Raw genomic sequence first — 26,961 nt, 5'->3', positions numbered from 1 at the left:
TTATTCTCATTGCCAGAGGAGTCGCGATTGAGCCAGAACGTTGAGACCGGAGCGGCGTCCGACAGCGCGCCGCCACCGCCGGCCACGCGGGCGCCGTCCGCCACGCGGCGAGTACGCGCGCGTCTCGCGCGCCGTATCACCGCGCAGCGGTCCGCGCCGGTCAAACAGGTGCTGGAGCCGCTGGCCGCGGTCCACCGCGAACTGCACCCCAAGGCCGACCTGGCCCTCCTGCAGCGCGCCTACGACGTCGCCGAGGAGGCGCACCGCGGGCAGCGGCGCAAGTCCGGCGACCCGTACATCACCCATCCGCTCGCCGTCGCCACGATCCTCGGCGAGCTGGGTATGGACACCATCACGCTCGTCGCCGCGCTCCTGCACGACACCGTCGAGGACACCTCCTACGGCCTGAAGGACCTGCACGACGACTTCGGCGAGGAGGTCGCCCGGCTCGTCGACGGCGTCACCAAGCTGGACAAGGTGCAGCTCGGCAGCGCCGCGGAGGCCGAGACCATCCGCAAGATGGTCATCGCCATGGCCCGCGACCCGCGCGTGCTGGTGATCAAGCTGGCCGACCGGCTGCACAACATGCGCACCATGCGCTTCCTGCCGCCGGAGAAGCAGGCGAAGAAGGCCCGCGAGACCCTCGAGGTCCTCGCGCCGCTCGCGCACCGCCTTGGCATGGCGACCGTCAAGTGGGAGCTTGAGGACCTCGCGTTCGCGATCCTGCAGCCCAAGAAGTACGACGAGATCGTGCGCCTGGTCGCCACCCGCGCCCCCTCCCGCGACACCTACCTGCAGAAGGTCACCGGCGAGCTGACCACACACCTCGACCAGTCGCGCATCAACGCCAAGGTCGAGGGCCGCCCCAAGCACTACTACTCGATCAACCAGAAGATGATCGTCCGCGGCCGCGACTTCGACGACATCCACGACCTGGTCGGCGTGCGCATCCTCGTCGACGACGTCCGCGACTGCTACGCCGCGATGGGTGTCGTGCACGCGCTGTGGCAGCCCATGCCCGGCCGGTTCAAGGACTACGTGGCCCAGCCGCGGTTCGGTGTGTACCAGTCGCTGCACACGACGGTCATCGGGCCGGACGGCAAGCCACTGGAAGTCCAGATCCGCACGCACGAGATGCACCGCACCGCCGAGTACGGCATCGCGGCGCACTGGCGGTACAAGGAGACCCGAGGCACCCACGACGGGCAGGCCGTCGAGGTCGACGAGATGGCGTGGATGCGCCAGCTGCTCGACTGGCAGCGGGAGGCCGCCGACCCCGGCGAGTTCCTCGAAGCACTCCGCTACGACCTCGCCGCACGCGAGATCTTCGTGTTCACGCCCAAGGGCGACGTGATCACGCTGCCCGCCGGCTCGACACCGGTCGACTTCGCCTACGCCGTGCACACCGAGGTCGGCCACCGCTGCATCGGCGCCCGGCTCAACGGCAGGCTCGTCGCGCTGGAGCGCAAGCTCGAGAACGGCGACGTCGTCGAGATCTTCACGTCCAAGGCCGAGGGCGCGGGCCCGTCCCGCGACTGGCTCGCGTTCGCCGCGTCCCCGCGCGCCCGCGCCAAGATCAAGCAGTGGTTCGCCAAGGAGCGCAAGGAAGAGGCGATCGAGGCGGGCAAGGACGCGATCGCCAAGGAGGTGCGCCGGGTCGGGCTGCCCATGCAGCGGCTCGTGTCGGCCGACTCCATGGCCGCGCTGGCCCGTGAGCTGCGGTACGCCGAGGTCAGCCAGCTGTACGCGGCCGTCGGCGAGGGCCACACCTCGTCCCGGCACGTGGTGCAGCGGCTCGTCGCGCTCCTCGGCGGTGTCGAGCACGCCGAGGAGGAGCTGGCCGAGCGCTCCACCCCGTCCACGGTCACCCGCCGCCGGGCCTCCGGCGACGCGGGCGTGATCGTCAAGGGCGCGTCCGACGTGTGGGTGAAGCTCGCGCGGTGCTGCACGCCGGTGCCCGGCGACGACATCCTCGGCTTCGTGACCCGCGGCGGTGGCGTCAGCGTGCACCGCACCGACTGCACCAACGCCGGTGAGCTGCTGCAGGCACCGGAGCGCCTCGTGGACGTCGAGTGGGCGCCGTCGGAGTCGTCGGTGTTCCTCGTGGCCATCCAGGTCGAGGCGCTCGACCGGCACCGGCTGCTGTCGGACGTGACGAAGGTGCTGGCCGACGAGAAGGTCAACATCCTGTCCGCCTCGGTGACCACCTCCCGCGACCGGGTCGCGGTGAGCCGGTTCAGCTTCGAGATGGGCGACCCGAAGCACCTCGGTCACGTGCTCAAGGTCGTGCGGAGCGTCGAAGGGGTGTACGACGTCTACCGCGTGACGTCCGCTTCCTGAAACACGGGACCCGTCCCGTCCGATGCGCGGTGCAATGGCATCACCACGCCCGTGACGATGGGGGAGAACCCGTGACCGTGCCCGAGCCGCCGCCCGAGTGGCAGCAGAAGCCCGCCGAGCCACCCGTGGCCGGCATGCCGTACCTCGCCCAGCCGCCCTACCAGCAGTACCCGCCGCCCCAGCAGCCGCCGTACCCGTACCCCCAGTACCACCCGTACCCGCCCGCCCGGCCGACCAACGGCATGGCGATCGCGTCGATGGTGCTGGGCATCGTGTGGGTGTACTGGGTCGGCAGCATCCTGGCGCTGATCTTCGGCTACGTGGCCCTCAACGAGATCCGGCGCAGCGGGCAGAGCGGCGAGGGCATGGCCATCGCGGGCATCGTCCTGGGCTGGATCGGCGTCGGCATCCTCATCATCGGCCTGCTGTTCATGGTGACCAGAGGGTTCAGCTGAGCAGCGCGGTCATCGGGCGGCCCGCGAGGGCGTTGACGTCGCGGGCCAGGTGCGCCTGGTCCGCGTACCCGGTCGCGTAGGCCACCGAGGCGAGGTCCGTGCCGTCGCGGGCCAGGCGTAACGCGTGGTCGAAGCGCAGCACCTGCTGCAGGGTCTTCGGCCCGTACCCGAACGCGGCCAGCGACCGCCGGTGCAGCTGCCGCTCCGTCCACCCGAGCGCGTCCGCCACGGCACGCATCCGGTCACCGCGCCGGATCAACGCCACGAGCCGCGGCACGGCCGGGTCCCAGCCGGCGCCCAGCCCCGCGACGGCGTCCGCCAGCACGCGTTCCGCCGCCACGACCGTGCGTGTGGCGGCCAGGGCGTCCGTGAGGCGCCGGACACGGTCGGCCGGCCACACGAGGTCCAGCCCGACCCGCTCGTCCCGCACCTCGGACGTGGGGACACCGAGCCCGGCGGGGGCGCGGCCCGGCAGGAACCGGACCGCCACCAGCAGACCGGCCGACAGCGACGTCCGGTGCGCCCGCGTGTCCGGCCCGGCGACGAACAGGCGCCCGTTCTCCCGGTGCCACAGCACGTCCGCACACCCGTCGGGCACCACGTGCGTCGGCGGCGAGCCGGACGGCAGCGACCGCGACCACGTGCACGCGAGGATGTCGTGCGCACTGGGCCGTTCGGCGTAGTCGGTCACGTGGCCCAGTGTGCCACCGGCCACCGACAGTCTCAGGCGACCTCGGCGGACTCGATCTCGACCGGCGTGACCGGAGTACCGTCCTGCGGACCGTTGGGGCCCGGTGTGAGACCACCCGCGGCGATCGCGTCGAGCGTCGCGAGGCTCGACGCGTCCATCGTGCCGAAGACCGTGTAGTCCGGCGGCAGCGTGGAGTCGCCGTACACCAGGAAGAACTGGCTGCCGGTGGTGCCGGGGCCCGCGTTGGCCATCGCGACCAGACCACGCGCGTACTTCACGGCGGAGCCGAACTCGGTCTCCACCGGCTCCAGGTCGGTGGGGAACTCGTCCGGCACGACGTAGCCGGGGCCGCCGGTGCCGTCGCCCTTCGGGTCACCGCACTGCAGGACCTTCAGGCCCTCCGAGGTGGTGAGGCGGTGGCAGGTCGTGCCGTCGAAGTAGCCCTCGCCGGCCAGGAACGCCATGCTCTGCACCGTGCACGGCGCGCGGTCGGCGTCGAACTCGATGGTGACCGGGCCGGCCGACGTGGACAGCGACAGCGTCGTGGCGTCCACCGGGCCCTCGTCCGGCGGCATGCCGACCACGGGCTCCGCACCGGACTCGTCCGGGGCGAACGCGCAGTCGCCCCCGGTGGGGGCGCCACCCGCGTCCGTCGCCGTGTCCTCGGCGACAGGGGTGTCCTGGCTGCCGGTCCGGGTCGACGGGTTCTCCCGCGCCACACAGCCGGCCAGGGTCAGTGCGGCGGCCGCGACCACGGCCGCCGTGCGGAGCGCGCTCACTGGACCGCCGCCGTCTCGATCTCGACGGGCAGCTTCGGCGTGCCGTCCTGCGGACCGTTCGGGCCGGGCGTGAGGCCGCCCTTGGCGATCTTGTCGATCGTGGCCAGGCCGGGCGCGCCGACCGAGCCGAAGACCGTGTAGTTCGGTGGGAGCGTGGAGTCGCCGTAGACCAGGAAGAACTGGCTGCCGCCGGTGCTCGGGCCCGCGTTGGCCATCGCGAGCGTGCCGCGCGGGTAGGTCACCGCGCCCTGACCCACGGCCGCCGGCTTGAGATCGGTGGGCAGCTCGTCGGGGATCGTGTAGCCGGGGCCGCCGGTGCCGTCGCCCTTCGGGTCACCGCACTGCAGGACCTTCAGGCCCTCCGAGGTGGTGAGGCGGTGGCAGGTGGTGCCGTCGAAGAACTTCGACGTCACCAGGTGCTCGATGCTCTGCACGGTGCAGGGGGCCTTCGCGCGGTCCAGCGTGATCGGGATGTCGCCCTGGCTGGTCTTGAGCGTGACCGCCACCGTGCCCGTGTTCGGCGTCTCGGCCGGGTCCTCGGGCATGCCGGGGCTCTTGTCGGACTGCTCTGCGGGGTTCTCCTTGAACGCGCAGGCGCCGTCCGTGGTGTTCTCCGCCGGGGTGTCCGTCGGGGTGGTGTTGTTGGTGGCCGCCTCGCTGTCCCCGGGACCGAGGTTCACGAGCCAATACACGAGGCCGACCGCGGCGACCACCGCCACGACGGTGATGCTCACACCCCAGATACGGCGCCGCTTGGCGCGTTCCGCGCGGCGAGCCAGCTGGCGTTCCAGCTTGCGCTTGGCCGCCTGCCGACGCTGCTCGTTGCTCGGCACCGGGCACCCTCCCTGACCAGATACGTCAACCAGGCGCGCAGTCTATGGGTACCCCCGGTAAGAACCGTGTGGGAGGTCCACGAAAGCCGGGAATCCCGTGGGGAGCGACCCCCGGACCCCCGGCGATCCCGTCAGAAAACCCGGCGTAGGGATGTGACCCGGAGGGGGTGGAGGTGAGAAGCTGGATACTGGGGGTGGCCGTACGGTGACGGTGACTGACAAGGTGGGCTCTATGCACGACAGGCGAGACGACGGGACTTCGCCGTTCGCCGAGGAACTGGAGCGTCTCCTTCGCAAACGCGGACTGTCCTGGCGCCGGCTCTCCGACCTGATCGGCTACACCCCGAGCTGGCTGTCGAAGATCAAGCACGGCGCCCCGCCGTCCGCCGAGCTGGCCCGCAAGTGCGACCAGGTCCTCGAGGCGGACGGCCAGCTGATCGCGCTGGCCGCGTCGACGAGCGGCCCGGTGCGCCTCGCGCAGCTGCCCGCGGCCGCGGCCACGTTCGTCGGCAGGGACGCCGAGTTGCACGAGCTGACGGAGATCCTCGCGTGGCAGGGCGACCCCGGCACGCCGCAGACCATCGCGATCGACGGCCCGCCCGGCGCGGGCAAGACGGCGCTGGCGCTGCGGGTCGCGCACGCCGTCGTCGAGCACTACTCCGACGGCCAGCTGTACGTGGACCTGCGGGGCTACTCACCGGACGGGCACCCGAGGATCGTCGACGAGGTCCTCGAGGAGTTCCTGACGGCGCTGGGCGTGCAGATCGACGTCATCCCGGCCGGGATGGAGGCGCGCGCGAAGCTGTACCGGTCCGTGCTCGCCGACCGGCGCGTGCTCGTGGTGCTGGACAACGCGGCCGACGCCCAGCAGCTCCAGCCGCTGATGCCGGCGTCGTCGGGCTGTGGCGTGGTCGTGACCAGCCGCAAGCGCATCACCGGCATCGAGATGCGCGGCGACTGCCGGGTCACCCTCGGCCCGATGGCCGAGGAGGAGTCGATCACGTTGCTCCGCAAGGTGATCGGCGCCGACCGCGCCGCCGCCGAGCCGGACGCCGTCCGTGCGCTCGCCGACCGCTGCGGTCACCTGCCGCTGGCATTGCGGATCGCGGCCGAGCGCGTGGCGACCCATCCCCACCACTCGGTGAGCCTGCTGGTGGAGGAGCTGGCCACGGAGGAGCAGCGCCTGGACGGGTTGTCCACCGACGACTCGGTGGCGGTCAAGACGGTGTTCTCGTGGTCCTACCGGGACCTGTCCGCCGACGCCGCGCGGATGTTCCGGCTGATCGGCCTGCACTCCGGTTCGCACCTGAGCACCGGCGCGGCGGCCGCCCTGGCCGACCAGCCACTCGCCAGGGCCCGCAGGCTGATGGACCGGTTGACGGCCGTGCACCTGCTGGAGGGCATGGGCAACGACCGGTACCGCATGCACGACCTGTTACGCGTGTACGCGGCGGAACGGGCGGCCGACGAGGAGCCGGAGGCGGAGCGGACGCTCGCGCTGCGGCGGATGGTCGACTGGTACCTGCACAACGTCTACGCCGCCAACCACGCGCTCGCGCCGCAACGCCACGACCCGGTGCTGGAGTCGTCCGAGTTCAACGTCGACGTCGCCGACTTCGACTACGACTCCGCGCTCGAGTGGTGCGAGATCGAGATGTCGAACATCGTGATGGCGACCCGCATCGCGTTCGCGGTGGGGGAGCACGTCGCGTGCTGGAAGCTGCCCGCGGGCTCGTTCAACTACCTGCACCTGCGCAAGCGCTGGAGCCTCTGGGTGGCCGCGCACGAGGTCGGCGTGCAGGGGGCGAAGGAGGCGAAGGACCGCTACGGCGAGTCGTGGGTGCTGAACAACCTCGCGATCGCCTACCGCGAGCTGCGCAGGGTCGAGGAGGCCAAGCGGACCTTCGAGGAGGCCCTGGCCATCCGCGTGGACATCGGTGACCGGGTCGGCCAGGCGTGGACGCTGACCGGTGTCGGCTTCATCGGGTTCGACCAGTCGAAGTTCGACGTGGCGGCCGAGCACTTCGGGCACGCGCTGGACATCTTCCGCGAGGTCGGCGACCGCCACGGCGAAGGCATCGCGCTGGCCAACATCGGCGACGCGCGCCGCGCACTGCACGACTACGAGCGCGCGGTCAGCGCACTGCAGGAAGCGCTGGACCTGTTCGGGGACATCGAGGACCGCTACGGCGAGGGCTACACCCTGGTCAAGCTCGGCGACACGTACTCGGAGCTGAAACGCCCCGCTGAGGCCCTGGACTTCCTGCGACGCGCGCTGGTGCTGCGCCGCGAACTCGGTGACCGCTGGGGTGAGGGCGAGACCCTGCACAAACAGGGCCTGGCGCTGAACGACGCGGGCCAGCCGGAGAAAGCGCGGGAATGCCTCCGGGCGGCGGTCGCCATTTTCGACGAGCTCGGCGACCCCCGGGCCGCGGACCTGAAGGACCTGCTGGCGAAGCGGACCTGACGCGGTGCGCTGGAGGAGTCCTTCAGCGCACCGGTCGCGATGGTCTGACTAACGTTTCAACGCCTCGAACATCTGGTCCAGGAACCGCGGCACGTCAACGGTTTCCGCCACCTTGACCGGCGCCCGCCCCTCCCCGGCCTTGGTGGCGATGTAGGCGTCACTGGCGATGAGCCGCTGGTCGGAAACGACCTGCCCCCGCGTGTGGGTGCCCGTCAACTCGATGGCGAGCGGCATTTCCCGGTACGTGGCGAGCTTCGGCTCCAGCAGCAGGGCGGCGGCCAACGGATCGTGCAGAGTGCACGTGTGCACGCCGAACATCTGCGAGTAGAAACCCGCGTAGTGCTCGAACAGCAGATTGGCGAACCTGGCGCGCGGATTGTCCAGCGTGCCGACGGCGGTCAGCCAGTCCGAACCGGCGCGGGCCTGTTCGGTGGCGTCCAGACCGACGAGCGTCATGTCCGGGAAACCCGCGCCGAGCACCAGATCGGCGGCCTCCGGATCATGGAAGAAATTTGCGTCCGCGTACGGCGTGATGTTCCCGGGCACGGTCACCGCGCCACCCATGACCACCACGGAACGTAACAACGTGGGTAAGTCAGGTTCGAGGAGCACCGCGAGCGCGATGTTGGTGAGCGGGCCCAGCGCGAGCAGCGTCAGCTCGCCGGGATGTGCACGCGCCAGCCGCACGAGCTGTTCGGCCGCCGACTCCGACACCACGGTCCCGCGTGGTTCCGCACCCGCGTGACCTCCCAGTCCGTCCGCTCCGTGCACGAACTCCGCGGTCTGCAGCGGTTGGGCGAGGGGCCGGGCGGCACCGACCGCGACCGGCGCGTCGATGCCTACGAGCTCCAGCACCCGCAGGGCGTTCCGTGCCGCCAATGGGGCACCGACGTTCCCGTGGACGCTACCCACAGCGACGATCTCCGCGTCCTCCTGGGCCGCGAGATACATGATCGCGAGGGCGTCGTCCACCCCCGGATCGGTGTCGAGAATGATGCGCACGCTGTGGCACTCAACCAGACGACCCCGAGGTAAAGCCAGACCGGGTGACCAAGATCGGTACCCAAAGTAGGGTCTGGCCGTGCGCGTGTGTGTTTTCTGCGGATCATCACCAGGCAAGGGCGAGGCCTACCGGGACGCGGCCCGGCACGTGGGCCGCGTGTTCGCCGAGCGGGGCATCGAGCTGGTCTACGGCGGCGCGAGCGTGGGCACCATGGGCGTCCTCGCCGACGCGGTGCTCGCCGCGGGTGGCAAGGCCCACGGCGTGATCCCGAGGAGCCTCGTCGACCGCGAGGTCGCCCATGCCGGGCTCACGACCCTGAAGGTCGTCGCGGACCTGCACGAACGCAAGGCGGCGATGTCCGAGCTGGCCGACGGCTACCTCACGCTGCCCGGCGGCGCGGGCACGCTGGAGGAGCTGTTCGAGGTGTTCACGTGGGCGCAGCTGGGCCTGCACAGCAAGCCGATCGCGCTGCTGGACGTGGGTGGCTACTGGCAGCCGATGATGAGATTTCTGGAGAACATGTCCGCCGAGGGCTTCCTTGCGGACGACTTTCGGAGGATGCTCATCGTCACCACGGAGGTGACCGAGGCGCTCGAACGGTTCGTCGACTACCGCCCGCCCCGGACAAAGTGGACTTGATGTCACTGGTTGTGATCGCCAACCGCGTACCGTGACTCGCCCATTCGGTGTTTCCTGGATTGCTCAACACGTCAACACTGTGCAACCGCCACGTGACTCCCCATAGTTGGCGGTAACGGCCGGTGAGGAGTGTTGACGATGCGTCGATCGGGGGTATTCCCGGCCAGACACCTCATCCACGGGTGCGACTGACAGGGGAGACAGCATGCACACGGCAAGGGCGGGAGCCGGCGAGGGAGCGGACGCGGCACACGCCGAGCACCAGCATCCGGAGATCGTGGCGCCGAGGTCGGGGGAGCGGCCGCTGCAGTCCGTGCCGGCGGCACGGCGTCGCTGCGACTCGTGCGGCCAGCTGATGACCGACCCGCCGACCGGCCTGATCGAGCGCTGGCACTGGGACGAGGTCGCGGCCGAGACGGTTGCGCAGTCCAGGGTCCGCGGCGAGTCGGTCGCGCTGATCATGATCGACCTGGACCGCTTCAAGGACGTCAACGACAGCTACGGGCACCTCGCCGGGGACGCGGTGCTGCGCGGGGTCGCCGACGTCATCCGCGAGTGCACCCGCGACGGCGACCTGGCCTGCCGCTACGGCGGCTCGGCAGGCGACGAGTTCCTGGTGTTGCTGCCCGCCTCGGAGCTGGAGGCCGCGCTGGCGGTCGCCGAGCACATCCGCGCGGGCATCAACGGCATGTCGGTCACCGCCAAGGTGACGCGCGAGCTGACCACCACCATCGAGGGCCAGACCGCGTCGATCGGCGTCGCGACCTACGGCATCGGCGACCTGGTCGAGCTGGACCTCGAGGACCTGATGCTGGACGCCGACGTGTCGCTGCGCGCGGCCAAGCGCCACGGCCGGGACCGGATCTGCGTGGCGAACATGGACGTGAGCGCCACCGCCGAGTCACCGAGCCAGGCGACCAAGCGAATGGCTACGTGGGCCCGTTTCCGTCGCCTCAGGTCAGTCTGAACACCTCCTGTAGGTTCGGCCCGTGCTGGTTGTCGGATTTCCCACGGGTGCGTTCCAGGCCAACTGTTATCTCGTCGCGGCGGGTGAGGGCGAGCCGTGCGTGATCGTCGACCCGGGGCAGGACGCCGTCGAACCGGTCGCCGAGGCGCTGCGCGAGTACCGGCTCTCGCCGGTCGCGGCGCTGTGCACGCACGGCCACTTCGACCACGTCTTCTCGGTGACGCCGATCTGCGACGGCAACGACATCGCCGCGTGGATCCACCCCGAGGACCGCGGGATGCTCAGCGACCCCATGAAGGGCCTGTCCACGCAGGGCTCCGCGTTCTTCGGCGGCAAGCTGGAGATGCGTGAGCCCGCCGAGGTGCGGGAACTGACCGACGGCGCCGAGCTGGACCTCGCCGGTCTGCGGCTCACCGTCGACCACACTCCCGGCCACACCCGGGGTTCGGTGGTGTTCCACACCGCGCTGGACGAGGGCGGACGCGTGATGTTCGCGGGCGACACGTTGTTCGCGGGCTCGATCGGCCGCACCGACCTGCCGGGCGGCGACATGCGCACGATGACGGAGACGCTGCGCACGAAGATCCTCCCGCTCGCCGACGACACGGTGGTGCTGCCCGGCCACGGCGGCAGCACGACCATCGGCCGCGAACGCGCGAGCAACCCGTTCCTGCTGGAGCTGGACCCCACCGCCGCCGGTCCGACGCGGGGCATCTGACGTGGTGGACGGCATCAGCGGGCCCATCCCGCTCGACCTCGCCGAGGTGTCCAGTGCCCGGCGGCGCGGCTGCGTGTCGTTCGGCGTCGCGCTCGTGTTCGGCGCGGCGATCGGCGGGATCGTGGCCCTGTTCGCGGGCCAGACCCCGGCGTTGGTCACGGCCGCGGTCGTGATCGTGCTGCTCACGTTCCTCGCCTGGGTGTCCGGCAGGCGCAAGCTCACGCTCGAGGGCGACCTGGTGGTGTCGAAGGCACTCGGCCGCAAGTCGGTCGACCTGGTGCGCGTGGACAAGATCGAGCTGATGGTGACCGACATCCGCGGCACGCGGACCGTCGGCCTGCTGTTCACGGGCGGCCGCAAGTCGATCAACCTGGCGCTGGCGGTCTACTCCGGCGCCGGCGGACGCGAACTGGGCATCCTCGTGCTGCGCGGGCTCGCCGACGTGCTGGCCCGCAGCGAGAACACGTCCGGGCTGGTGTTCTCCCAGCTCCTCGTGGCACAGCTGCGGGCGGAGGCCAAGGGTGACGTGGCCGCCGACCGCCCGCTGTACCAGCTCGCCGCGCTCGCACCGACGGGCAAGCTCGCCCAGCGGCTCACGCCGGAGGCGGTGACCCGGTTCGTCGCGAGCCTCGACTGACCGGCCCCGGCGCGGCCCGCCGCCGTCCGCCGTCGGGCACGCGTCGTCCCGGTGCCGCCGGTTCCCGCCTCGCACCAGCCTGGGCGGGCCGCTTCTCGGGTCGCCGCTCGCCGGTCCGCTCCCGGTCGTCCGGTGCCGGTGTCTTCGGCCGCTCCGGTTCCCGGGCCGGTGGCTCCTGCACGGCCACGGCCGCCGCGAGCGCGGTGGTCGCGGGCACGGCCGCGACGATGCCGATGCTGCCGACTAGCGTCCGCACGATCTCCTGCGCGATCGACTGCGACGAGACGATCGTGCCGATGCCCACCCCGGACACCGACGAGTAGAGCAGCAGCGGCAGCGCGGCGCCCGCGTACGCCATGACCAGCGTGTTCACCGCCGACGCCACGTGGTCGCGGCCGATCCGCAGCGCCGAGGCGTACAGCTGCCGCCGCGACAGCGACGGGTTCGCCGCCCGCAGCTCCCACACGGCGCTGGTCTGCGTCACCGTCACGTCGTCGAGCACGCCGAGCGCGCCGATCACGACGCCCGCGAGCAACAGCCCCCGCGTGTCGATCGGCTGGTTCAGCACCGCGATCAGCGTCGAGGTGTCCTCGTCGATGCCGGTGAGCTTCGCGAACGCGGCCCACAGCGCGCCGAGCACACCGATCAGCGTGAGGCTGACCATGGTGCCGAGCACGGCCGTCGACGTCCGCGCGGACAGCCCGTGCGTCAGGTACAGGACCGCGAACATGATCACGCCCGCGCCGACGATCGCCACCAGCAGCGGGCTCTCCCCGCCGGTGATCGCGGGGAGCACGAAGAACACGAGCACGAGGAAGCTGATGACGAGCGCGCCGAGCGCCTTGAGGCCCTGCCAGCGGCCGAGCACCAGGACGGCGACCGCGAACAACGCCGCCAGCAGCGCGAGCGGAACACCGCGCTGGAAGTCGACCAGCTGGTAGGACTGGCCGTTGGTCGGGTCGCCGCCGCCGTAGGACAGGACGACCTCGTCGTCGGCGGCGAACCTCGGTGTGGTCGGTTCGAGCGGGACGATCGTGCGGATCTGCTGGTCCGGCGCGGGCCCGTCGGTCATGCGGACGTCCACGACGACGCACTTCGGCCCGTCGTCGGGCGCGCCGACCTGCACCTCGCCGTTGCAGGCGCCGGTGGCCGTGGCCGTGACGACGCCCTTCACGGGCGTGCCGCCGCCACCGTTGGTGTCCGGCGCCGGGCCGAACGGGTACAGCAGGACGACCCCGACGACCGCGGCGAGCGCGAAGGGGACCAACAGGGCCGCGATGATCGTGCGCACGCGGCGGGACGCGGGTGGTGGCGGGGTGTGACCGTGGCCGTGCCCGTGACCATGCCCGGCAGGCTCGTGCTCGTCGTCCGGTTCGTCTCGGCGCCCGCGCGCCGTGATCCGGGGGATCGGTTCGGTCTCGCCCTCGTACACCCGCGCAGTCTCTCAGGCGGTCAGCGGGTCGTTGAACCGGAAGTGCCGCGCGCGCAGGTCGTCACACGCGGCGACGGCCTGCCGCAGCCGTTCGTCGTGGGTGCCGGTGACCTTGCGCCACGGCACGCCCCGCGCGGCGAGCAACTCCTCGAACCGCCCCGTCATCCACTCCCGCCGGTGCTCGCCGTCGCGCCAGCCGTCCTGCTCGAACGGCACGCCGACGTGGTCGGTGAGCAGGTACAGCGCGGGTCTCCGCGCGGTCGCGACGTCCGGGTGGCTCGCGCCGAGGTACCGTTCGCACCACACGGTCGCGGCCCACGCGTCGTTGTCGCACACGAGCAGCGGGCCGCCGCGCCTGGCCGCCGCGTCCTCCTCCTCGGCCTGCCGCCGCGCCACGTCCACGAAGTCGCCGACGGTCCACACCAGGTCGTCCAGCCTGGGCGGCACGCCGCCGGCGAGCGCGGTGGCGGCGACGAACTTGTCCTCGGTGTGCCTGCGGCCCTCCTCGGCGACCCATTCGGCGCGGTAGTGGTCGGCGAGCGCCCTGCTGAGCGTGGTGGTGCCGGTCGACTCGGCGCCGACCACGACCACCCGCGCGCACAGTCCGGCCCGGGTGGCGGGCGCGAGCTGGTCCCAGTGGCCCGGCGTGTCGGCCCTGACCGCCGTGCCGGACACGGGCACGACCGTGCGGTCCGGGTCGAGCGACACGTGCTTGGCGCCGAGCCTGCCCGCGAGCTCGGCGCCGTAGTCCTCGCTCGAGAACACGGCGTCGACGGGCGCGGCCGCGGGGTCGCCGTCCCGCATCGCGCGACGGGCGAGTACCGCCTTGACGATGCCGACGTGCAGCTCCCACACGGCGTCGTCGTGGAAATCGATCGGGTGATCGTCGACGTCGCCGACGATCGCGACCCCGGCGTCGGCGGCGTGCTCCTCGGCGAGCCAGCGCACCCGGTCGGCGAGCGGGATCGACTCGACGGAGGCGGCGAGCACGGCGACCGTCGTGCGCGCCGCGGCGGCCGCTGCGGCCCTGACCAGCCGGTGGTGACCGGCGTGCGGCGGGTAGAACTTGCCGAGGACCAGCGCGTGCGCGAACATGCGGCAATCGTGCCGTACCGGTCGTGGCCCGGTCGCGGCACCGTCGGGAACCAGCGGAAACCGCTTGCCTTGCGGTATTGGCATCTGTCACATCCGGTTACGCTGGGGACGCCCGGATTGTTCGCACGGCACGTGGAGGACGTATGGACGCCATCGAGTTGGAGGTCTGGACCACTCCGGACTTCGTCGAGTACGAGACGCCGATGGAGGTCACCGCCTACGCGGCGCGTATGGAGGACTGACCACGCGGTTGATCTGGGTTTCCCCGGCGCGGCTGCTTCTCGTCGGAAGCGTCCGCGCCGGGCAGTTCTCTCGGAAGGTGTCCCTGTGATCCGCTCCGCCGAGGAGTTCGTCGCCGAGCTCCGCGCCCTTTCCGGTCGCTACTGGGGTACGCACCCGTTCCACCAGCGCATGCACGCGGGTGAGCTGTCCCGCGACGAGCTGCGGGCCTGGGCCGCGAACCGCTGGTACTACCAGTGCGTGCTGCCCCAGAAGGACGCGGCGATCATCGCCAACTGCCCGTTACCCGAGATCCGCCGCGCGTGGCTCGACCGGATCGTCTACCACGACGGCCACTCCGATGACGATCTCGACAGCGGTCGCGAGCGCTGGCTGCGGCTGTGCGAGGCCGTGGGGCTCACGCGTGCGGAGGTGCTGGACGAGCGCCACGTCGTGCCCGGCGTCCGCTTCGCCGTCGACGCGTACGTGACCTTCGCGCGCACCCGGCCGTGGCTCGAGGCCGTGGCGTCGGGGCTCACCGAGATGTTCTCCGGGCACCTCATGCAGCGCCGTGTCGCGGACATGCTGGCGCGCTACGAGTGGATCTCCCGCGCCGACCTCGCGTACTTCACGAACCGCATCGAGGCGGTCTCCGGCGAGGGCAAGTCCACGTTGGACATCGTGGTGCGCCACTGCGTCACCGGCGAGCAGCAGGACGCCGCGGTCGCCGCGCTGTCGTTCAAGTGCGACGTGCTGTGGTCCATGTTGGACGCCATCGAACGAGCGGCTCGTGAAACCTAAGCTGCGCAAGGGAGTCCGGCTCACCTTCGACAAGACACGGGACACGCACGTGCTCCTGTTCCCGGAAGGTGTGCTGGTGCCCAACGCGACCGCGGCGGCGGTCCTGTCGCTCTGCGACGGGCAGTCCACAGTGGAGGAGATCGCGACCGCGCTCGGCTCGCGGTTCCGCGGCGTGCGTGCCGAGGACGTGATCGACGTGCTGACCCGGTTCTCCGAGCGGAGGGTAGTGGAATGGACGTGACCGTCGCGCCGCCGCTGGGCATGCTCGCCGAGCTGACGCACCGCTGCCCGCTGCACTGCCCGTACTGCTCCAACCCGGTCGAGCTGGTCACGCGCGCCGACGAGCTGACCACCTACGACTGGCTGTCCGTGTTCGACCAGGCCCGCGACATCGGGGTGCTGCAGGTCCACCTGTCCGGCGGCGAGCCACTGGCCCGCTCCGACCTGCCGACGCTGGTCACGCACGCCACCGACCTCGGCTGCTACGTCAACCTCGTCACCAGCGGGCTGGGCCTGACCAAGGACCGGCTGACCGACCTCGTCGACCGCGGCCTCGCCCACGTCCAGCTGTCCGTGCAGGGCTCAGACGCCGCGAGTGCCGACCGCGTCGCGGGCGCCCGCGCGCACACGCACAAGCTCGCCGCCGCCGCACTGATCAAGGACGCCGACCTGCCGCTGACCGTGAACGTGGTGCTGCACAAGGCCAACCACGACGTCGGCGCGCTCATCGCGCTCGCCGAGCGGATGGGGGCCGACCGGCTGGAGCTGGCCAACACGCAGTACTACGGCTGGGCCCTGCGCAACCGGGCCGCGCTCATGCCGACCCCGGCGCAGCTCGCGGCGGCGGAGCCCGTCGTGCGGGCCGAGTCGGAGCGGCTGCGCGGCACGATGGAGATCGTGTACGTGGTCGCGGACTACTACGAGAAGTACCCGAAGCCCTGCATGTACGGGTGGGGCGCGCGGCAGCTGACCGTGGCGCCCAACGGCGACGTGCTGCCGTGCCCCGCTGCGTCGGCGATCACGACGCTGCCGGTCGAGAACGTGCGGACCCGGTCGCTGCGGGAGATCTGGTACGACTCGGAGTCGTTCAACGCCTACCGCGGCGAGGACTGGATGCGCGAGCCGTGCCGGACGTGCGACCGCCGGTCGGTGGACTTCGGTGGCTGCCGCTGCCAGGCGTTCCAGCTGCTCGGCGACGCCGCCGCGACCGACCCGGTGTGCTCGCGCTCGCCGGACCGCGGGGTGGTCGACCTGCTGCTGCGCTCGCCGGGGGAGCAGACCGAGTTCGTCATGCGTGGCCCGGTGGGCTCGCGATGAGGGTGGTCGTGCTCGGCACCGCTGCCGGTGGCGGCTTCCCGCAGTGGAACTGTGCGTGCCGGTTGTGCGTGGCCTGCCGTGCGGGTGACGTGCCCGCGCGGACGCAGGACTGCCTCGCCGTGCGGGCGGACGACGGCTGGTACCTGGTCAACGCGTCGCCGGACGTCCGCGCGCAGGTGCTGGCGACGGCCGAGCTCGCGCCGGGGCCGGGCCCGAGGGACACACCGCTGCGGGGTGCGTTGCTCACCGACGCCGAGCTGGACCACACGATGGGGCTGCTCATGCTCCGCGAGGGCGGCGGGCTGCGGGTGTCCGGTCCGCCCGCGGTGCTCTCCGCACTCGGGACGGTCCGGGACACCGTCGCGGGCTACGGCTCGTGGGACTGGTCCGCCACCCCCGCCCTCCCCGGGCTGACCGTGTCGACGTTCGCGGTGAGCGACAAGAAGCCCCGGTACGCGGCCGCCTCCACCGAACCCGGCCCGTGGGTGGTGGCCTACCGCATCGCGGATCCGGCGACCGGCGGCGCGCTCGTGTACGCGCCCTGCCTGCGCACCTGGCCCGACGGGTTCGACGAGTTCGTCGACGGCGCCACCTGCGCGCTGGTCGACGGCACGTTCTTCGCGCAGGCGGAGATGTCGGGCACCGGCACGTCCACGGCGGCGCAGCGGGCGATGGGGCACGTGCCGATCGACGGTGCGGACGGCAGCCTCGTGCGGATCGCGAAGCATCCCGGCACCCGGTGGTGCTACACGCACCTCAACAACACCAACCCGGTGCTGGACCGCCGGTCACCGGAGTACGCGACCGTGCGGGACGCCGGGGTGGCGGTCCCGCTCGACGGGGACGTGCTCACGGTCTGAGCGACGCTCGAGTGGTGACCCGTGGACACGGCTACCATCGGTGACGTGACAGAACAGGTCGTCCTGCTCGACGAGCAGGGGCGCGGTATCGGGGTCGCCGACAAGGCGACGGTGCACCACCACGACACGCCCCTGCACCTCGCGTTCTCGTGCTACGTGTTCAACCCGCGCGGCGAGCTGCTGGTGACACGGCGGGCACGCGGGAAGAAGACGTGGCCGGGCGTGGTGACCAACAGCTGCTGCGGTCACCCGGGACCGTCCGAGCCGTTCGCGGCCGCGGTCCGGCGCAGGCTCGCCGACGAGCTGGGCCTGCCCGCGGCACCGGACGTCGACCTGCTGCTGCCGTCGTTCCGGTACCGCGCGGTGATGGCCAACGGCGTCGTCGAGAACGAGCTGTGCCCGGTGTTCCGCGCGGTCACCGACACGCAGCCGGTGCTCTCGCCGCTGGAGGTCGACGAGTACGGCTGGATGTCGTGGCCGCTGTTCACCAGCCTCGTGACCGGCGGCGAGCTGACGGTGTCGCCGTGGTGCCGCGAGCAGGTCGATCAGCTGGTCGCGCTGGGCTCCGACCCTTTGACCTGGCCGGTCGCGGACGACTCCGGGCTGCCCGCCGCGGCCAGGGGAGCGGTGGCGTAGCTGGCACTCCAGTTACGCAGGCCGAGCACGCACAGCGCGAGGAAGCCGACGTACAGGACGGCTGTGAGCCACAGGTCCTTGTAGGCGTACAGCGGCACGTAGATGACGTCCGCGGTGATCCACAGCCACCACGACTCGACCTTCTTGCGTGCCTGTCCCCAGGTCGCGAGCAGCGACAGCACGGTCGTGATCGCGTCGGGTAACGGCACGGTCGAGTCGGTGACCGTGTCGAGCAGGACGGTCAGCCCCACCGTCGCGAGCACGCCGACGGTTCCGAGCACGAGCCACTGGCTCCGTGTCGTGCGGGTGACGGTCAGCGTGCTGTGGTCCACGCCGCCGCGCAGCCAGGCCCACCACCCGTACAGCGCCAACCCCATGTAGACGATCTGCAGGCCGGCGTCGGCGTAGATCCCGGCTGTCCAGAACAGGATCAGGAACATGACGTTGTTGGCGATCCCGATCGGCCAGTTCCAGACGTTCTGCCTGGCGACGAGCCACACGCACAACGCGCCCGAGACGAACCCGAGAATCTCGACGATGTCCACGCCACTCCCTTTAGTGTTGACTTATATAAGCGAGCCTCGATACATTGCTGCTCGCGAACGACAATGACACCAGAGGAGACCCCCGATGATCGATCTCGCTGAGCAGATCAACGCGGTGCGCCGGGACCTCGGCACCCGCGTGTTCGGCCCGGGGGAGGCGCGCGTCTCGACGATCAGCCAGACCTACGACGCGGACGTCGAGGACGTGTGGGACGCGTGCACCAACCCCGACCGCCTCCCGAGGTGGTTCCTCCCGGTCACCGGCGACCTCGCAGTGGGCGGGAAGTACCAGCTCCAGGGCAACGCGAGCGGCACCATCGAGCGCTGCGACCCGCCGAAGAGCTTCTTCGCCACCTGGGAGTTCAACGGCATGGTCAGCTGGATCGACGTCCGCGTCGCACCGGAGGCCGAGGGTGGGACCCGTCTCGAACTGGAGCACATCGCCCACGTCGACGACGACCTGTGGGCCCAGTTCGGCCCGGGCGCCACCGGCATCGGCTGGGACCTGGCGCTGCTCGGCCTGGCGGGCCACCTCGCACCCGGCGAGCCGGCGGTCACTCCGCAGAACGCCGACGCGTGGTCCGTGTCGCCGGAGGGCGTCGCGTTCGTGCGGGCCGCCGCGCAGCGGTGGCGGGCCGCCCACGTGGCGTCGGGCACGGACGAGGAGACCGCCGGCGCCGCGTTCGAACGCGTGACGGCGTTCTACACGACCGCACTCGAGGGCTGACACGCCACGGAGCCGGGGGGTCGGCTGCCCGCCGGATGGCTCGGTGGACAGCCGCCTCGTACCCTGGCGTGCCATGGACGCACTCGTCATCGGTGCGGGAGTCAACGGCCTGACCACCGCCATCTGCCTCGCCGAGGACGGCTGGCCGGTGCGCGTGGTGGCGAAGGACCTCCCGCACGACACGACGTCCGTGGTCGCGGGTGCACTGTGGGGCCCGTCGTTCCAGGAGCCCATGGCCATGACCATGGCGTGGACCGACCAGTCGCTGCTCGACTTCACGGCGCTCGCCGAGGACCCCCGCTCCGGCGTCCGCATGGCGCGCGCCCTGACCGTCAGCACCATGCCCCCCGGTGAGCCGCCGCCGCAGGCCCGCTCGATCCCGGAACTCCGCGCGTGCGCCCCGGACGAGGTCCCGGCCGGTTTCGCCGGCGGCTTCCACGCACTGATGCCGCTCGCGGACATGCCCCGCTACCTCGACCACCTGACCGCCCGTCTCGCGGAGGCGGGTGTGCGGGTCGAGCAGGGCACGGTCGCCTCACTCGACGACGCCGCCCGCGAGGCCCCGCTGGTCGTCAACTGCACCGGTCTCGGCGCCCGCGAACTCGGCGACGACAGTGTCCGCCCCGTGTTCGGGCAGCATGTGGTTGTCACCAATCCAGGCCTTGACCTCCTGTTCATGGAACTGTCCACCGCCGACGAGTGGACCAGCTACTTCCCGCACGGCGACCGTGTCGTGTGCGGCGGCGTGCGCGTCCCGGACCGCTGGGACCGCACGCCGGACTCGGCGATCACCGACCGCATCCTGGCGAGGGTCCGCGAACGGGAACCACGCCTGGGGGACGCGGAGGTGATCGAGATCGTGACCGGTCTGCGCCCGGACCGGCCCGCGGTGCGGGTGGCGAAGGAACGGCGCGGCACCGCCTGGTGCGTCCACAACTACGGGCACGGCGGCAACGGCGTCAGCCTCTCGTGGGGCTGCGCCCGCGAAGTCGCCGCGCTAGCCACCGAGCTGCGCGACGAGCCTGCGCGGCGCCTGTAATCGGTACGCGTCGGTGAGCAGCTCCCGTAGCTCGGCCCAGTCGACCTCGCCCACGTCGAGCCGGACCGCGGCCCAGCCCTTGGCGCCGAGGTAGGCGGGCACGTAGAACCGCGCGGGGTCGGACTCCACCAGCGCCTGCTGCTCACCGGGCGCCGCCTTGAACGCCACGCCGACGATCCCGTCGCCGTGGTGGTCGTCGAGGAAGTACCCGAACGTCTTCTTGCGCACGGCCAACGTCAGGTGCTGGTCGCCGGTGCACGTCGCCTCCGGCAGCTCGGCGACGATGGCGGCGACCCGTTCGCGGACCCGGTTGTCGGACATGCGGAAGACGCTAGCGCGGACCACCGACAGCCGAACACCGACACCGCTCATGTGTTCGAATTGACACTGCATCGAACGTGTGTTCGACTGTCTCCGTGCGATGGGAAAGCCAACGCGTCGACCACGACGGCCAGCAGACACTGCCCGGTCTCCCCGGGCTGGTGCGCAGCGTGCGCACGCCCGAGTTCAACGGCGTCGTCTTCCACGAGGTGCGCGCCAAGTCCGTGCTGAACAAGGTGCCCGGCCCGTCGCGGATGCCGTTCAGCTGGACCGTCAACCCGTACCGGGGATGCAGTCACGCCTGCCGGTACTGCCTCGCGGGTGACACCCCGATCCTGATGGCCGACGGCCGCACCAGGCCGCTGTCCGAGCTGCGGGTCGGCGACCGGATCTACGGCACGGAACGGGCCGGCAACCGGCGCAGGTACGTCACCACGCGGGTGCTCGCGCACTGGACCACGCACAAGCCCGCCTTCCGCGTCACGTTGCGGGACGGCACGCAGCTCATCGCCAGCGGCGACCACCGCTTCCTCACCGACCGCGGCTGGCGGCACGTCGCGGCGGGCGCGTGCGCGGACGAGCGCCGGGTCCTCGTGCCCGGCGACCGCCTGGTCGGCACCGGACACTTCGCCACCCCGCCCAAAGGCGGCGTGGACTACCAGTGCGGCTATCTGGCCGGCATCGCCGCGGGGCACGGCGAGCCGGTCGACCCGCGGGTGCTCGAGCGGGCCAGGGAGTTCCTGACCGGGGAGGAGTCGATCAGCCTGCCGATACGCCGTCCCGATGTGCCGAGCGAGGAGTGGCACAAGGGATACCTGGCGGGTGTGTTCGATGTGGACGGTGACTTCTCCCGAGGGCACCTGCGGGTCGGTCGCACAGGACGGTCCGTGCTGCCGGAGGTCGTGACCGCGTTGCGCCGCTTCGACTTCGCCTACGTGGTGGAGGAGGCGGGGCACCGCAGCGGCGTGTGCCGCTTCCGGCTGACCGGTGGCCTCGGGGAGCACCTCCGGTTCCTGCACACGACCGATCCCGCCCACACGACGACCGACGAACTGAACGGCGTGGCGCTGCGGTCCGCCTCACACCTGGCGGTGGCGACCATCGAGCCGCTGGGCCTGGACCTGACGCTGTACGACATCACCACCGGCACGGGCGACTTCATCGCGAACGGCGTCGTCAGCCACAACTGCTTCGCCCGCCGCAGCCACGAGTACCTGGACCTCGACGCGGGCCAGGACTTCGACTCGCAGATCATCGTGAAGGTCAACGCCCCTGAGGTGCTCGCGGCACAACTCCGTTCCCCCCGCTGGACCCGCGAACCGGTCGCGATGGGCACCAACACCGACCCGTACCAACGCGCCGAGGGCCGCTACCGACTCATGCCGGGCATCATCCGAGCACTGGCCGACAGCGGCACCCCGTTCAGCATCCTCACGAAGGGCACGGTGCTGTCCCGGGACCTACCACTCCTGTCAGCGGTGAGCCAGGACGTGGAGGTGGGCGTAGGCGTGTCCATCGCGTTGGTGGACCGAGAACTGCAGCGAAACCTGGAACCAGGAACGGCAAGCCCGCAGGCAAGACTGGACCTCGTCCGCAGGATCGTCGACGCGGGCCTGCCGTGCGGCGTGTTCGTGGCCCCGGTGCTCCCCGGCCTGACCGACTCGACAGAACAACTGGACGCGTTGCTGGCGGCCATAGCGGAAACAGGAGCGAACGGTGCGACGGTGATCCCCCTGCATCTACGCCCGGGCGCACGGGAATGGTTCGCACAGTGGCTGGCGCGCGAACACCCAGGGCTGGTCCCGAAGTACCGCCGCCTCTACGCGAAGGGCAGCAACGCGGACGTGCGCTACCGCCGCTGGCTGGGCACGAGGGTCGGACCACTGTTACGCAAGCACGGCCTGGCCCCGAAGTCCCCAGGGCCGGAGGACAAGGCAGAACCGGCATGGCCGGAAGGCAGCCTGACCGAGGCAGCGAACAAGACCGAACCGGTACGGCAGGAACAACTGGCCCTGCTGTGAACACATGACGGATGCCAGGTAGGGACATGATCTCACCTCCTTTCCAGTCCCGAAAACCACAAGGGGACGAAAGGAGGCGCCGGAGAGTCACTGAGCGCCACGCTGAACGCCGCCGCAGGCCGGATCACCTGGACATACCTTAGGCTCGCTGGCATGCCGGACACGCAGTACGAAGACCTGCTCCGCCACGTGCTCGACGAGGGCGCCCGCAAGGAGGACCGCACAGGCACGGGCACCCGCTCGATCTTCGGGCACCAGCTGCGCTACCGCCTGTCCGACGGCTTCCCGCTGATCACCACGAAACGGGTCCACTTCCGCTCCATCGCCTACGAACTCCTCTGGTTCCTGCGCGGCGACTCCAACATCACCTGGCTCCAGGAGAACGGCGTCACCATCTGGGACGAGTGGGCGGCACCGAACGGCGACCTCGGCCCCGTCTACGGCGTCCAGTGGCGCTCCTGGCCAACCCCCGACGGCGGCCACATCGACCAGATCAGCGAGGTCCTGCACACGCTGCGCGAGAACCCCGACTCGCGGCGCATCATCGTCTCGGCCTGGAACGTCGCCGACATTCCGCGGATGGCGCTGCCGCCGTGCCACGCGTTCTTCCAGTTCTACGTCGCCGAGGGACGACTGTCCTGCCAGCTGTACCAGCGCAGCGCGGACCTGTTCCTCGGCGTGCCGTTCAACATCGCGAGCTACGCGCTGCTCACGCACATGATCGCCGACCAGGTGGGACTCGACGCAGGTGACTTCGTCTGGACCGGCGGCGACTGCCACATCTACGACAACCACGAACAGCAGGTCCGCACACAGCTCGCCCGCGACGCCCGGCCGTTCCCCACGCTGGCCCTCAAGCCCGCGGACAGCCTGTTCGACTACACCTACGAGCACCTCGCGCTCGACGGCTACGACCCGCACCCCGGCATCAAGGCGCCGGTGGCGGTGTGATCGGGCTGGTCTGGGCCCAGTCGGCCAACGGCGTGATCGGCCGGGACGGCGCCCTGCCGTGGCACCTGCCGGAGGACCTGAAGCACTTCCGCGCCCTGACCTCGGGTGCGACCGTGCTCATGGGCCGACGCACGTGGGAGTCGCTGCCGCCGCGGTTCCGGCCGCTGCCCGGCCGGCGCAACCTCGTGCTGTCACGCACACCTCAGGAGGGTGCGGAGACGTTCTCCGATCTGCCGACGGCACTGGCCGCGGTGACCGGGGACGCCTGGGTGATCGGTGGCGCCGCCGTCTACCAGGCCGCGCTGCCGTACGCGGACCGGATCGTCGTCACCGAGATCCGGGACCACTTCGACGGGGACACGCACGCACCGGACGTCGGCCGGGCGCCGGACGCCGTCGGGGAGTGGCAGGAGTCGTCGACCGGCCTGCACTACCGGTTCCTGACCTGGGGCTGAGGCGGCTCAGCCGCGGTCGCGTGGCCAGTCCCAGCGCACGCAGAACGTGCCCGGTCCGAAGTCGAGCGCCACGGCGTGCGCCTGCCCGTTGGGGGTGACCTCGACCTTGCGCCGCGTGGTGGTCTGTTCCTCCGGGTTGACCGTGTACAGCTCGCAGTACGCGGGCAGGGCATCGGGATCGAACTGCATCTCGAGCACGAACTCGCGCACCGGCGTGGTGAACCGGCGGCAGTAGCTGTCGTCGCCGCGTGAGTACGGCGGACCCGGGTGGTTGAGGGCGTACTCGACGATCGCCGTCTCGCCGCGGGCCAGGGGTGCGTCGAGCAGGATCTCGGCCGCGATCAGGCCCGCGTCCTCGTCCCGGGCGACGCGCCCGATCTGGCACGACTGACCGGCCACGACCTCCGGGAACGGCCTGCCGATCCGCTCGAGGTCGTACACCATGACGGTCCGGTCGACGCCGTCGCGCTCGGCGCGCAGCACCTGCCGCACCGCGATCCGCTTCTCGCCCCAGTCGGCGGCGACGTCCATGCGGTCGTGCTGCGACAGCTTGGTCAGCGCCGTCTCCGTGGTGAAGTCGATGCGCTTGAGCAGCTTCGACAGCGCCTCGCTGGACGGGAACAGCGACGGGATCGGCACGCGCGACGACTCGCGTTGCACGCGGCCTCGCGGCCGGGGCGGGCCGAGCAGGGCGATCAGCGAGCCCGGCGCCACGCCGAGCACCGACTCGAGGTGCCCGAGCGCCGCCAGCGACTCGGCGCGTTCCGGCCTGCGCCGCCCCGACTGCCAGTAGCTCAGCGCCGTGACGCTGACGGACACGCCGCGCGCACGGAGCCGGTACTGGATGCGGTCGAGACTCAGGCCGCTCGCCTGGATCGCGGTGCGCAGCGCGGTCGGAAACGCATCGGCCGCGAGGTTGTCCACCGGATGGGGGAGCGTGCGCCTGACCTCGCTGGTCCGGTGCAGCTCTCGAACTGGTTCGCGGGTCGCGCCGCCACCCATCGTGGTCTCCTCGCGTTCTCCCCAGCTGTCCCTACCTACCACCTGGTAACCAACACCCTACGACGTGCCGCCCGACCGTGGTAGCCGACACGTTAAATCCACGTGTGACTGTTTCGGTGCTCAACGTGATCGTAGCGCCGCAAACCTGCTGGACGGAACCGCGACACCGCTGGCTAGTCTCTATCAGCACATCGTCCCTCGACAGGAGAGAGCACGCCGTGATCCGCACGCACGAGGCCGGGACGCTTCGCGCCGAACACGCCGGACAGTCCGTCACGCTGAGCGGCTGGGTTGCCCGCCGGCGCGATCACGGTGGGGTCATCTTCGTCGATCTGCGCGACGCGTCCGGCGTCGCGCAGATCGTGTTCCGCGAGGGTGAGATGGCCGAGCGCGCGCACGGCCTGCGCGCCGAGTACTGCATCAAGGTCGTCGGCGAGGTCGCCAAGCGGCCCGAGGGCAACGAGAACCCGGAGATCGTCACCGGTGACGTCGAGGTCCTGGTCACCGAGCTGACCGTGCTGAGCGAGGCCGCGCCGCTGCCGTTCCAGCTCGACGAGCACCTCACCGTCGGCGAGGACGTCCGCCTGCGCCACCGCTACCTCGACCTGCGCCGCAGCGGCCCCGCGCGGGCCATGCGCATGCGCAGCGAGGCCAACCGGATCGCCCGCGACGTCCTGCACGCCGACAGGTTCGTCGAGGTCGAGACCCCGACGCTCACCCGCTCCACCCCGGAGGGCGCCCGCGACTTCCTGGTCCCGGCCCGCCTGCAGCCCGGCTCCTGGTACGCGCTGCCGCAGTCGCCGCAGCTGTTCAAGCAGCTGCTGATGGTCGGCGGCCTGGAGCGGTACTACCAGATCGCCCGCTGCTACCGGGACGAGGACTTCCGCGCCGACCGCCAGCCCGAGTTCACCCAGCTCGACATCGAGATGAGCTTCGTCGAGCAGGACGACGTGATCGCGCTCGGCGAGAAGGTCGTCGCGGCCCTGTGGAAGGAGCTGGCCGACCACGAGATCCAGCTGCCGATCCGGCGGATGACCTACGCCGACGCCATGGCCCGCTACGGCACGGACAAGCCCGACCTGCGGTTCGGCCTGGAGCTGACCGAGCTGACCGAGTACTTCGCCGACACCCCGTTCCGGGTGTTCAAGGCCCCGTACGTCGGCGCGGTCGTCATGCCGGGCGGCGCCGACCAGCCGCGCCGCCAGCTGGACGCGTGGCAGGAGTGGGCCAAGCAGCGTGGCGCCAAGGGCCTCGCGTACGTCCTGGTGGGCGCGGACGGCACGCTCGGCGGCCCGGTCGCCAAGAACCTGTCCGAGGCCGAGCGCGAGGGCCTGGCCAAGGCCACCGGCGCCAACCCGGGCGACTGCGTCTTCTTCGCCGCCAGCACTCCGGCCGAGGCCCGGTCGCTGCTCGGCGCGGCCCGCGTCGAGATCGGTCACCGGCTCGGCCTGATCGACGAGTCGGCCTGGTCGTTCGTGTGGGTCGTCGACGCGCCGCTGTTCGAGGAGGCGGAGGCCGCGCGCAGCGCCGGTGACGTCGCGGTCGGCGGCGGCCGCTGGACCGCCGTGCACCACGCGTTCACCTCGCCGAACCCGGACTGGATCGACCGGTTCGAGGAGGACCCGGGCAACGCGCTGGCCTACGCCTACGACCTCGTGTGCAACGGCAACGAGATCGGCGGCGGGTCGATCCGTATCCACCAGGCCGACGTGCAGAAGCGGGTCTTCGAGGTCATGGGCATCGCCGAGGAGGACGCCCAGGAGAAGTTCGGCTTCCTGCTGGAGGCGTTCAAGTTCGGCCCGCCCCCGCACGGCGGCATCGCGTTCGGCTGGGACCGCATCGTGATGCTCCTGGCCGGGGAGCCGTCGCTGCGCGACGTCATCGCGTTCCCGAAGACCGGCGGCGGTTTCGACCCGCTGACCAGCGCGCCCGCGCCGATCACGCCGGAGCAGCGCAAGGAGGCCGGCGTGGACTTCAAGCCCCAGCAGCCCAAGGCCGAGAAGGCATAACC

The 26,961-nt window shown here is 71.1% G+C and carries 28 protein-coding genes; 19 read left to right on the top strand and 9 right to left on the bottom strand.

Annotation, left to right across the window (positions count from 1 at the left end; all coding sequences use genetic code 11):
* Positions 1-27 precede the first annotated feature (27 nt).
* A complete protein-coding gene (locus tag ACIBVP_RS10295; RefSeq protein ID WP_396105731.1) occupies positions 28-2,340 on the top strand; it encodes a RelA/SpoT family protein in 2,313 nt (770 codons plus the stop codon).
* Positions 2,341-2,411: 71 nt separating this feature from the next.
* On the top strand, positions 2,412-2,795 hold the full coding sequence (locus ACIBVP_RS10290) for a DUF4190 domain-containing protein (protein WP_396105730.1): 384 nt from the start codon (positions 2,412-2,414) through the stop codon (positions 2,793-2,795).
* On the opposite strand, the gene ACIBVP_RS10285 is transcribed toward ACIBVP_RS10290, so the two are convergent.
* From ACIBVP_RS10285 to ACIBVP_RS10275, 3 genes are read right to left on the bottom strand one after another with little or no spacing between them, the layout of a single operon-like run.
* Entirely contained in the window at positions 2,788-3,486 is a 699-nt protein-coding gene (locus tag ACIBVP_RS10285; protein WP_396105729.1) for a helix-turn-helix domain-containing protein, read from the bottom strand. The two genes, ACIBVP_RS10290 and ACIBVP_RS10285, sit on opposite strands and share 8 nt — an antisense overlap.
* 32 nt (positions 3,487-3,518) lie before the next feature.
* Positions 3,519-4,265: a peptidylprolyl isomerase gene (locus tag ACIBVP_RS10280; protein ID WP_396105728.1), complete on the bottom strand. Its 747-nt coding sequence runs from the start codon at positions 4,263-4,265 to the stop codon at positions 3,519-3,521.
* A complete protein-coding gene (locus tag ACIBVP_RS10275; RefSeq protein ID WP_396105727.1) occupies positions 4,262-5,098 on the bottom strand; it encodes a peptidylprolyl isomerase in 837 nt (278 codons plus the stop codon). Before ACIBVP_RS10275 ends, ACIBVP_RS10280 begins: the two co-directional genes overlap by 4 nt.
* A 232-nt stretch (positions 5,099-5,330) precedes the next feature.
* On the opposite strand from ACIBVP_RS10275, the gene ACIBVP_RS10270 reads away from it, so the two are divergent.
* Complete coding sequence (locus ACIBVP_RS10270; RefSeq protein ID WP_396105726.1) at positions 5,331-7,565, top strand: tetratricopeptide repeat protein; 2,235 nt, start codon at positions 5,331-5,333, stop codon at positions 7,563-7,565.
* A 48-nt stretch (positions 7,566-7,613) separates the two neighbouring features.
* On the opposite strand, the gene ACIBVP_RS10265 is transcribed toward ACIBVP_RS10270, so the two are convergent.
* Positions 7,614-8,567 (bottom strand): nucleoside hydrolase, encoded by a 954-nt coding sequence (locus ACIBVP_RS10265; protein ID WP_396105725.1) that lies wholly within the window; start codon positions 8,565-8,567, stop codon positions 7,614-7,616.
* A gap of 79 nt (positions 8,568-8,646) precedes the next feature.
* Between ACIBVP_RS10265 and ACIBVP_RS10260 the strand changes: the two genes are divergently transcribed.
* The 4 genes from ACIBVP_RS10260 (at position 8,647) to ACIBVP_RS10245 (ending at position 11,529) form a co-directional block, all read left to right on the top strand.
* Positions 8,647-9,207 carry a TIGR00730 family Rossman fold protein gene (locus ACIBVP_RS10260; RefSeq protein WP_396105724.1) on the top strand — a complete coding sequence of 187 codons (561 nt, stop codon included), beginning with the start codon at positions 8,647-8,649 and terminating at the stop codon, positions 9,205-9,207.
* A gap of 205 nt (positions 9,208-9,412) precedes the next feature.
* Positions 9,413-10,174, top strand: a complete 762-nt coding sequence (locus tag ACIBVP_RS10255; protein WP_396105723.1) for a GGDEF domain-containing protein — start codon at positions 9,413-9,415, stop codon at positions 10,172-10,174.
* A gap of 22 nt (positions 10,175-10,196) precedes the next feature.
* Positions 10,197-10,892: an MBL fold metallo-hydrolase gene (locus tag ACIBVP_RS10250; RefSeq protein ID WP_396105722.1), complete on the top strand. Its 696-nt coding sequence runs from the start codon at positions 10,197-10,199 to the stop codon at positions 10,890-10,892.
* A 1-nt stretch (position 10,893) separates the two neighbouring features.
* The gene (locus tag ACIBVP_RS10245; protein ID WP_396105720.1) at positions 10,894-11,529 is read left to right on the top strand and encodes a hypothetical protein; all 636 of its coding nucleotides are present in this window, start codon (positions 10,894-10,896) and stop codon (positions 11,527-11,529) included.
* Here ACIBVP_RS10245 and ACIBVP_RS10240 read toward each other — a convergent pair.
* Both ACIBVP_RS10240 and ACIBVP_RS10235 read right to left on the bottom strand, forming a co-directional pair.
* The gene (locus ACIBVP_RS10240) at positions 11,486-12,961 is read right to left on the bottom strand and encodes a YibE/F family protein (RefSeq protein ID WP_396105719.1); all 1,476 of its coding nucleotides are present in this window, start codon (positions 12,959-12,961) and stop codon (positions 11,486-11,488) included. The genes ACIBVP_RS10245 and ACIBVP_RS10240 overlap by 44 nt on opposite strands.
* 12 nt (positions 12,962-12,973) lie before the next feature.
* Complete coding sequence (locus ACIBVP_RS10235) at positions 12,974-14,056, bottom strand: AAA family ATPase (protein ID WP_396105718.1); 1,083 nt, start codon at positions 14,054-14,056, stop codon at positions 12,974-12,976.
* Between the two features lie 143 nt (positions 14,057-14,199).
* On the opposite strand from ACIBVP_RS10235, the gene pqqA reads away from it, so the two are divergent.
* From pqqA to idi, 6 genes are all read left to right on the top strand, one after another.
* A complete protein-coding gene (pqqA, locus tag ACIBVP_RS10230) occupies positions 14,200-14,298 on the top strand; it encodes a pyrroloquinoline quinone precursor peptide PqqA (RefSeq protein ID WP_396105717.1) in 99 nt (32 codons plus the stop codon).
* An 85-nt stretch (positions 14,299-14,383) separates the two neighbouring features.
* Complete coding sequence (gene pqqC / locus ACIBVP_RS10225; RefSeq protein WP_396105716.1) at positions 14,384-15,076, top strand: pyrroloquinoline-quinone synthase PqqC; 693 nt, start codon at positions 14,384-14,386, stop codon at positions 15,074-15,076.
* Complete coding sequence (gene pqqD / locus ACIBVP_RS10220) at positions 15,066-15,317, top strand: pyrroloquinoline quinone biosynthesis peptide chaperone PqqD (RefSeq protein WP_396105715.1); 252 nt, start codon at positions 15,066-15,068, stop codon at positions 15,315-15,317. Before pqqC ends, pqqD begins: the two co-directional genes overlap by 11 nt.
* The gene (gene pqqE / locus ACIBVP_RS10215; protein WP_396105714.1) at positions 15,308-16,393 is read left to right on the top strand and encodes a pyrroloquinoline quinone biosynthesis protein PqqE; all 1,086 of its coding nucleotides are present in this window, start codon (positions 15,308-15,310) and stop codon (positions 16,391-16,393) included. Before pqqD ends, pqqE begins: the two co-directional genes overlap by 10 nt.
* Positions 16,390-17,253, top strand: a complete 864-nt coding sequence (pqqB, locus tag ACIBVP_RS10210) for a pyrroloquinoline quinone biosynthesis protein PqqB (protein ID WP_396105713.1) — start codon at positions 16,390-16,392, stop codon at positions 17,251-17,253. Before pqqE ends, pqqB begins: the two co-directional genes overlap by 4 nt.
* Positions 17,254-17,298: 45 nt before the next feature.
* Positions 17,299-17,889, top strand: a complete 591-nt coding sequence (idi, locus tag ACIBVP_RS10205; protein WP_396105712.1) for an isopentenyl-diphosphate Delta-isomerase — start codon at positions 17,299-17,301, stop codon at positions 17,887-17,889.
* On the opposite strand, the gene pnuC is transcribed toward idi, so the two are convergent.
* Complete coding sequence (gene pnuC / locus ACIBVP_RS10200) at positions 17,799-18,434, bottom strand: nicotinamide riboside transporter PnuC (RefSeq protein WP_396105711.1); 636 nt, start codon at positions 18,432-18,434, stop codon at positions 17,799-17,801. The genes idi and pnuC overlap by 91 nt on opposite strands.
* Before the next feature lie 85 nt (positions 18,435-18,519).
* Between pnuC and ACIBVP_RS10195 the strand changes: the two genes are divergently transcribed.
* Positions 18,520-19,161 carry an SRPBCC family protein gene (locus ACIBVP_RS10195; protein ID WP_396105710.1) on the top strand — a complete coding sequence of 214 codons (642 nt, stop codon included), beginning with the start codon at positions 18,520-18,522 and terminating at the stop codon, positions 19,159-19,161.
* A 73-nt stretch (positions 19,162-19,234) separates the two neighbouring features.
* Positions 19,235-20,200, top strand: coding sequence for an FAD-dependent oxidoreductase (locus tag ACIBVP_RS10190; protein WP_396105709.1), 966 nt, complete (start codon positions 19,235-19,237; stop codon positions 20,198-20,200).
* On the opposite strand, the gene ACIBVP_RS10185 is transcribed toward ACIBVP_RS10190, so the two are convergent.
* Positions 20,159-20,521, bottom strand: coding sequence for an MmcQ/YjbR family DNA-binding protein (locus ACIBVP_RS10185; protein WP_396105708.1), 363 nt, complete (start codon positions 20,519-20,521; stop codon positions 20,159-20,161). The genes ACIBVP_RS10190 and ACIBVP_RS10185 overlap by 42 nt on opposite strands.
* A 95-nt stretch (positions 20,522-20,616) precedes the next feature.
* On the opposite strand from ACIBVP_RS10185, the gene ACIBVP_RS10180 reads away from it, so the two are divergent.
* The 3 genes from ACIBVP_RS10180 (at position 20,617) to ACIBVP_RS10170 (ending at position 23,948) form a co-directional block, all read left to right on the top strand.
* On the top strand, positions 20,617-22,542 hold the full coding sequence (locus ACIBVP_RS10180; RefSeq protein ID WP_396105707.1) for an intein-containing Rv2578c family radical SAM protein: 1,926 nt from the start codon (positions 20,617-20,619) through the stop codon (positions 22,540-22,542).
* A 153-nt stretch (positions 22,543-22,695) separates the two neighbouring features.
* On the top strand, positions 22,696-23,493 hold the full coding sequence (locus ACIBVP_RS10175; RefSeq protein WP_396105706.1) for a thymidylate synthase: 798 nt from the start codon (positions 22,696-22,698) through the stop codon (positions 23,491-23,493).
* Positions 23,490-23,948, top strand: a complete 459-nt coding sequence (locus ACIBVP_RS10170; protein ID WP_396105705.1) for a dihydrofolate reductase — start codon at positions 23,490-23,492, stop codon at positions 23,946-23,948. Before ACIBVP_RS10175 ends, ACIBVP_RS10170 begins: the two co-directional genes overlap by 4 nt.
* A gap of 6 nt (positions 23,949-23,954) precedes the next feature.
* Here the strand turns inward: ACIBVP_RS10170 and ACIBVP_RS10165 are convergent, their stop codons facing one another.
* Positions 23,955-24,950, bottom strand: coding sequence for a hypothetical protein (locus tag ACIBVP_RS10165; protein ID WP_396105704.1), 996 nt, complete (start codon positions 24,948-24,950; stop codon positions 23,955-23,957).
* A 218-nt stretch (positions 24,951-25,168) separates the two neighbouring features.
* On the opposite strand from ACIBVP_RS10165, the gene aspS reads away from it, so the two are divergent.
* On the top strand, positions 25,169-26,959 hold the full coding sequence (gene aspS, locus ACIBVP_RS10160; protein WP_396105703.1) for an aspartate--tRNA ligase: 1,791 nt from the start codon (positions 25,169-25,171) through the stop codon (positions 26,957-26,959).
* The last annotated feature ends 2 nt before the right edge of the window (positions 26,960-26,961 follow it).

This window comes from Actinophytocola sp. NPDC049390 (assembly GCF_044466355.1).
In the GTDB taxonomy this organism is placed as follows: Bacteria; Actinomycetota; Actinomycetes; order Mycobacteriales; family Pseudonocardiaceae; genus Actinophytocola.
The sequence above is the reverse complement of the archived record's forward strand: the minus strand, read 5'-3'. Positions and strand labels throughout refer to the sequence as shown.

Excerpts from the sequence above, each read along its gene's own strand:
- ACIBVP_RS10270 (WP_396105726.1), top strand. The coding sequence starts at position 5,331 with ATGCACGACAGGCGAGACGACGGGACTTCGCCGTTCGCCGAGGAACTG.
- ACIBVP_RS10255 (WP_396105723.1), top strand. The coding sequence starts at position 9,413 with ATGCACACGGCAAGGGCGGGAGCCGGCGAGGGAGCGGACGCGGCACAC.
- ACIBVP_RS10235 (WP_396105718.1), bottom strand. The coding sequence starts at position 14,056 with ATGTTCGCGCACGCGCTGGTCCTCGGCAAGTTCTACCCGCCGCACGCC.
- pqqA (WP_396105717.1), top strand. The coding sequence starts at position 14,200 with ATGGACGCCATCGAGTTGGAGGTCTGGACCACTCCGGACTTCGTCGAG.
- pqqE (WP_396105714.1), top strand. The coding sequence starts at position 15,308 with ATGGACGTGACCGTCGCGCCGCCGCTGGGCATGCTCGCCGAGCTGACG.
- pqqB (WP_396105713.1), top strand. The coding sequence starts at position 16,390 with ATGAGGGTGGTCGTGCTCGGCACCGCTGCCGGTGGCGGCTTCCCGCAG.
- ACIBVP_RS10195 (WP_396105710.1), top strand. The coding sequence starts at position 18,520 with ATGATCGATCTCGCTGAGCAGATCAACGCGGTGCGCCGGGACCTCGGC.
- ACIBVP_RS10190 (WP_396105709.1), top strand. The coding sequence starts at position 19,235 with ATGGACGCACTCGTCATCGGTGCGGGAGTCAACGGCCTGACCACCGCC.
- ACIBVP_RS10185 (WP_396105708.1), bottom strand. The coding sequence starts at position 20,521 with ATGTCCGACAACCGGGTCCGCGAACGGGTCGCCGCCATCGTCGCCGAG.
- ACIBVP_RS10175 (WP_396105706.1), top strand. The coding sequence starts at position 22,696 with ATGCCGGACACGCAGTACGAAGACCTGCTCCGCCACGTGCTCGACGAG.
- ACIBVP_RS10165 (WP_396105704.1), bottom strand. The coding sequence starts at position 24,950 with ATGGGTGGCGGCGCGACCCGCGAACCAGTTCGAGAGCTGCACCGGACC.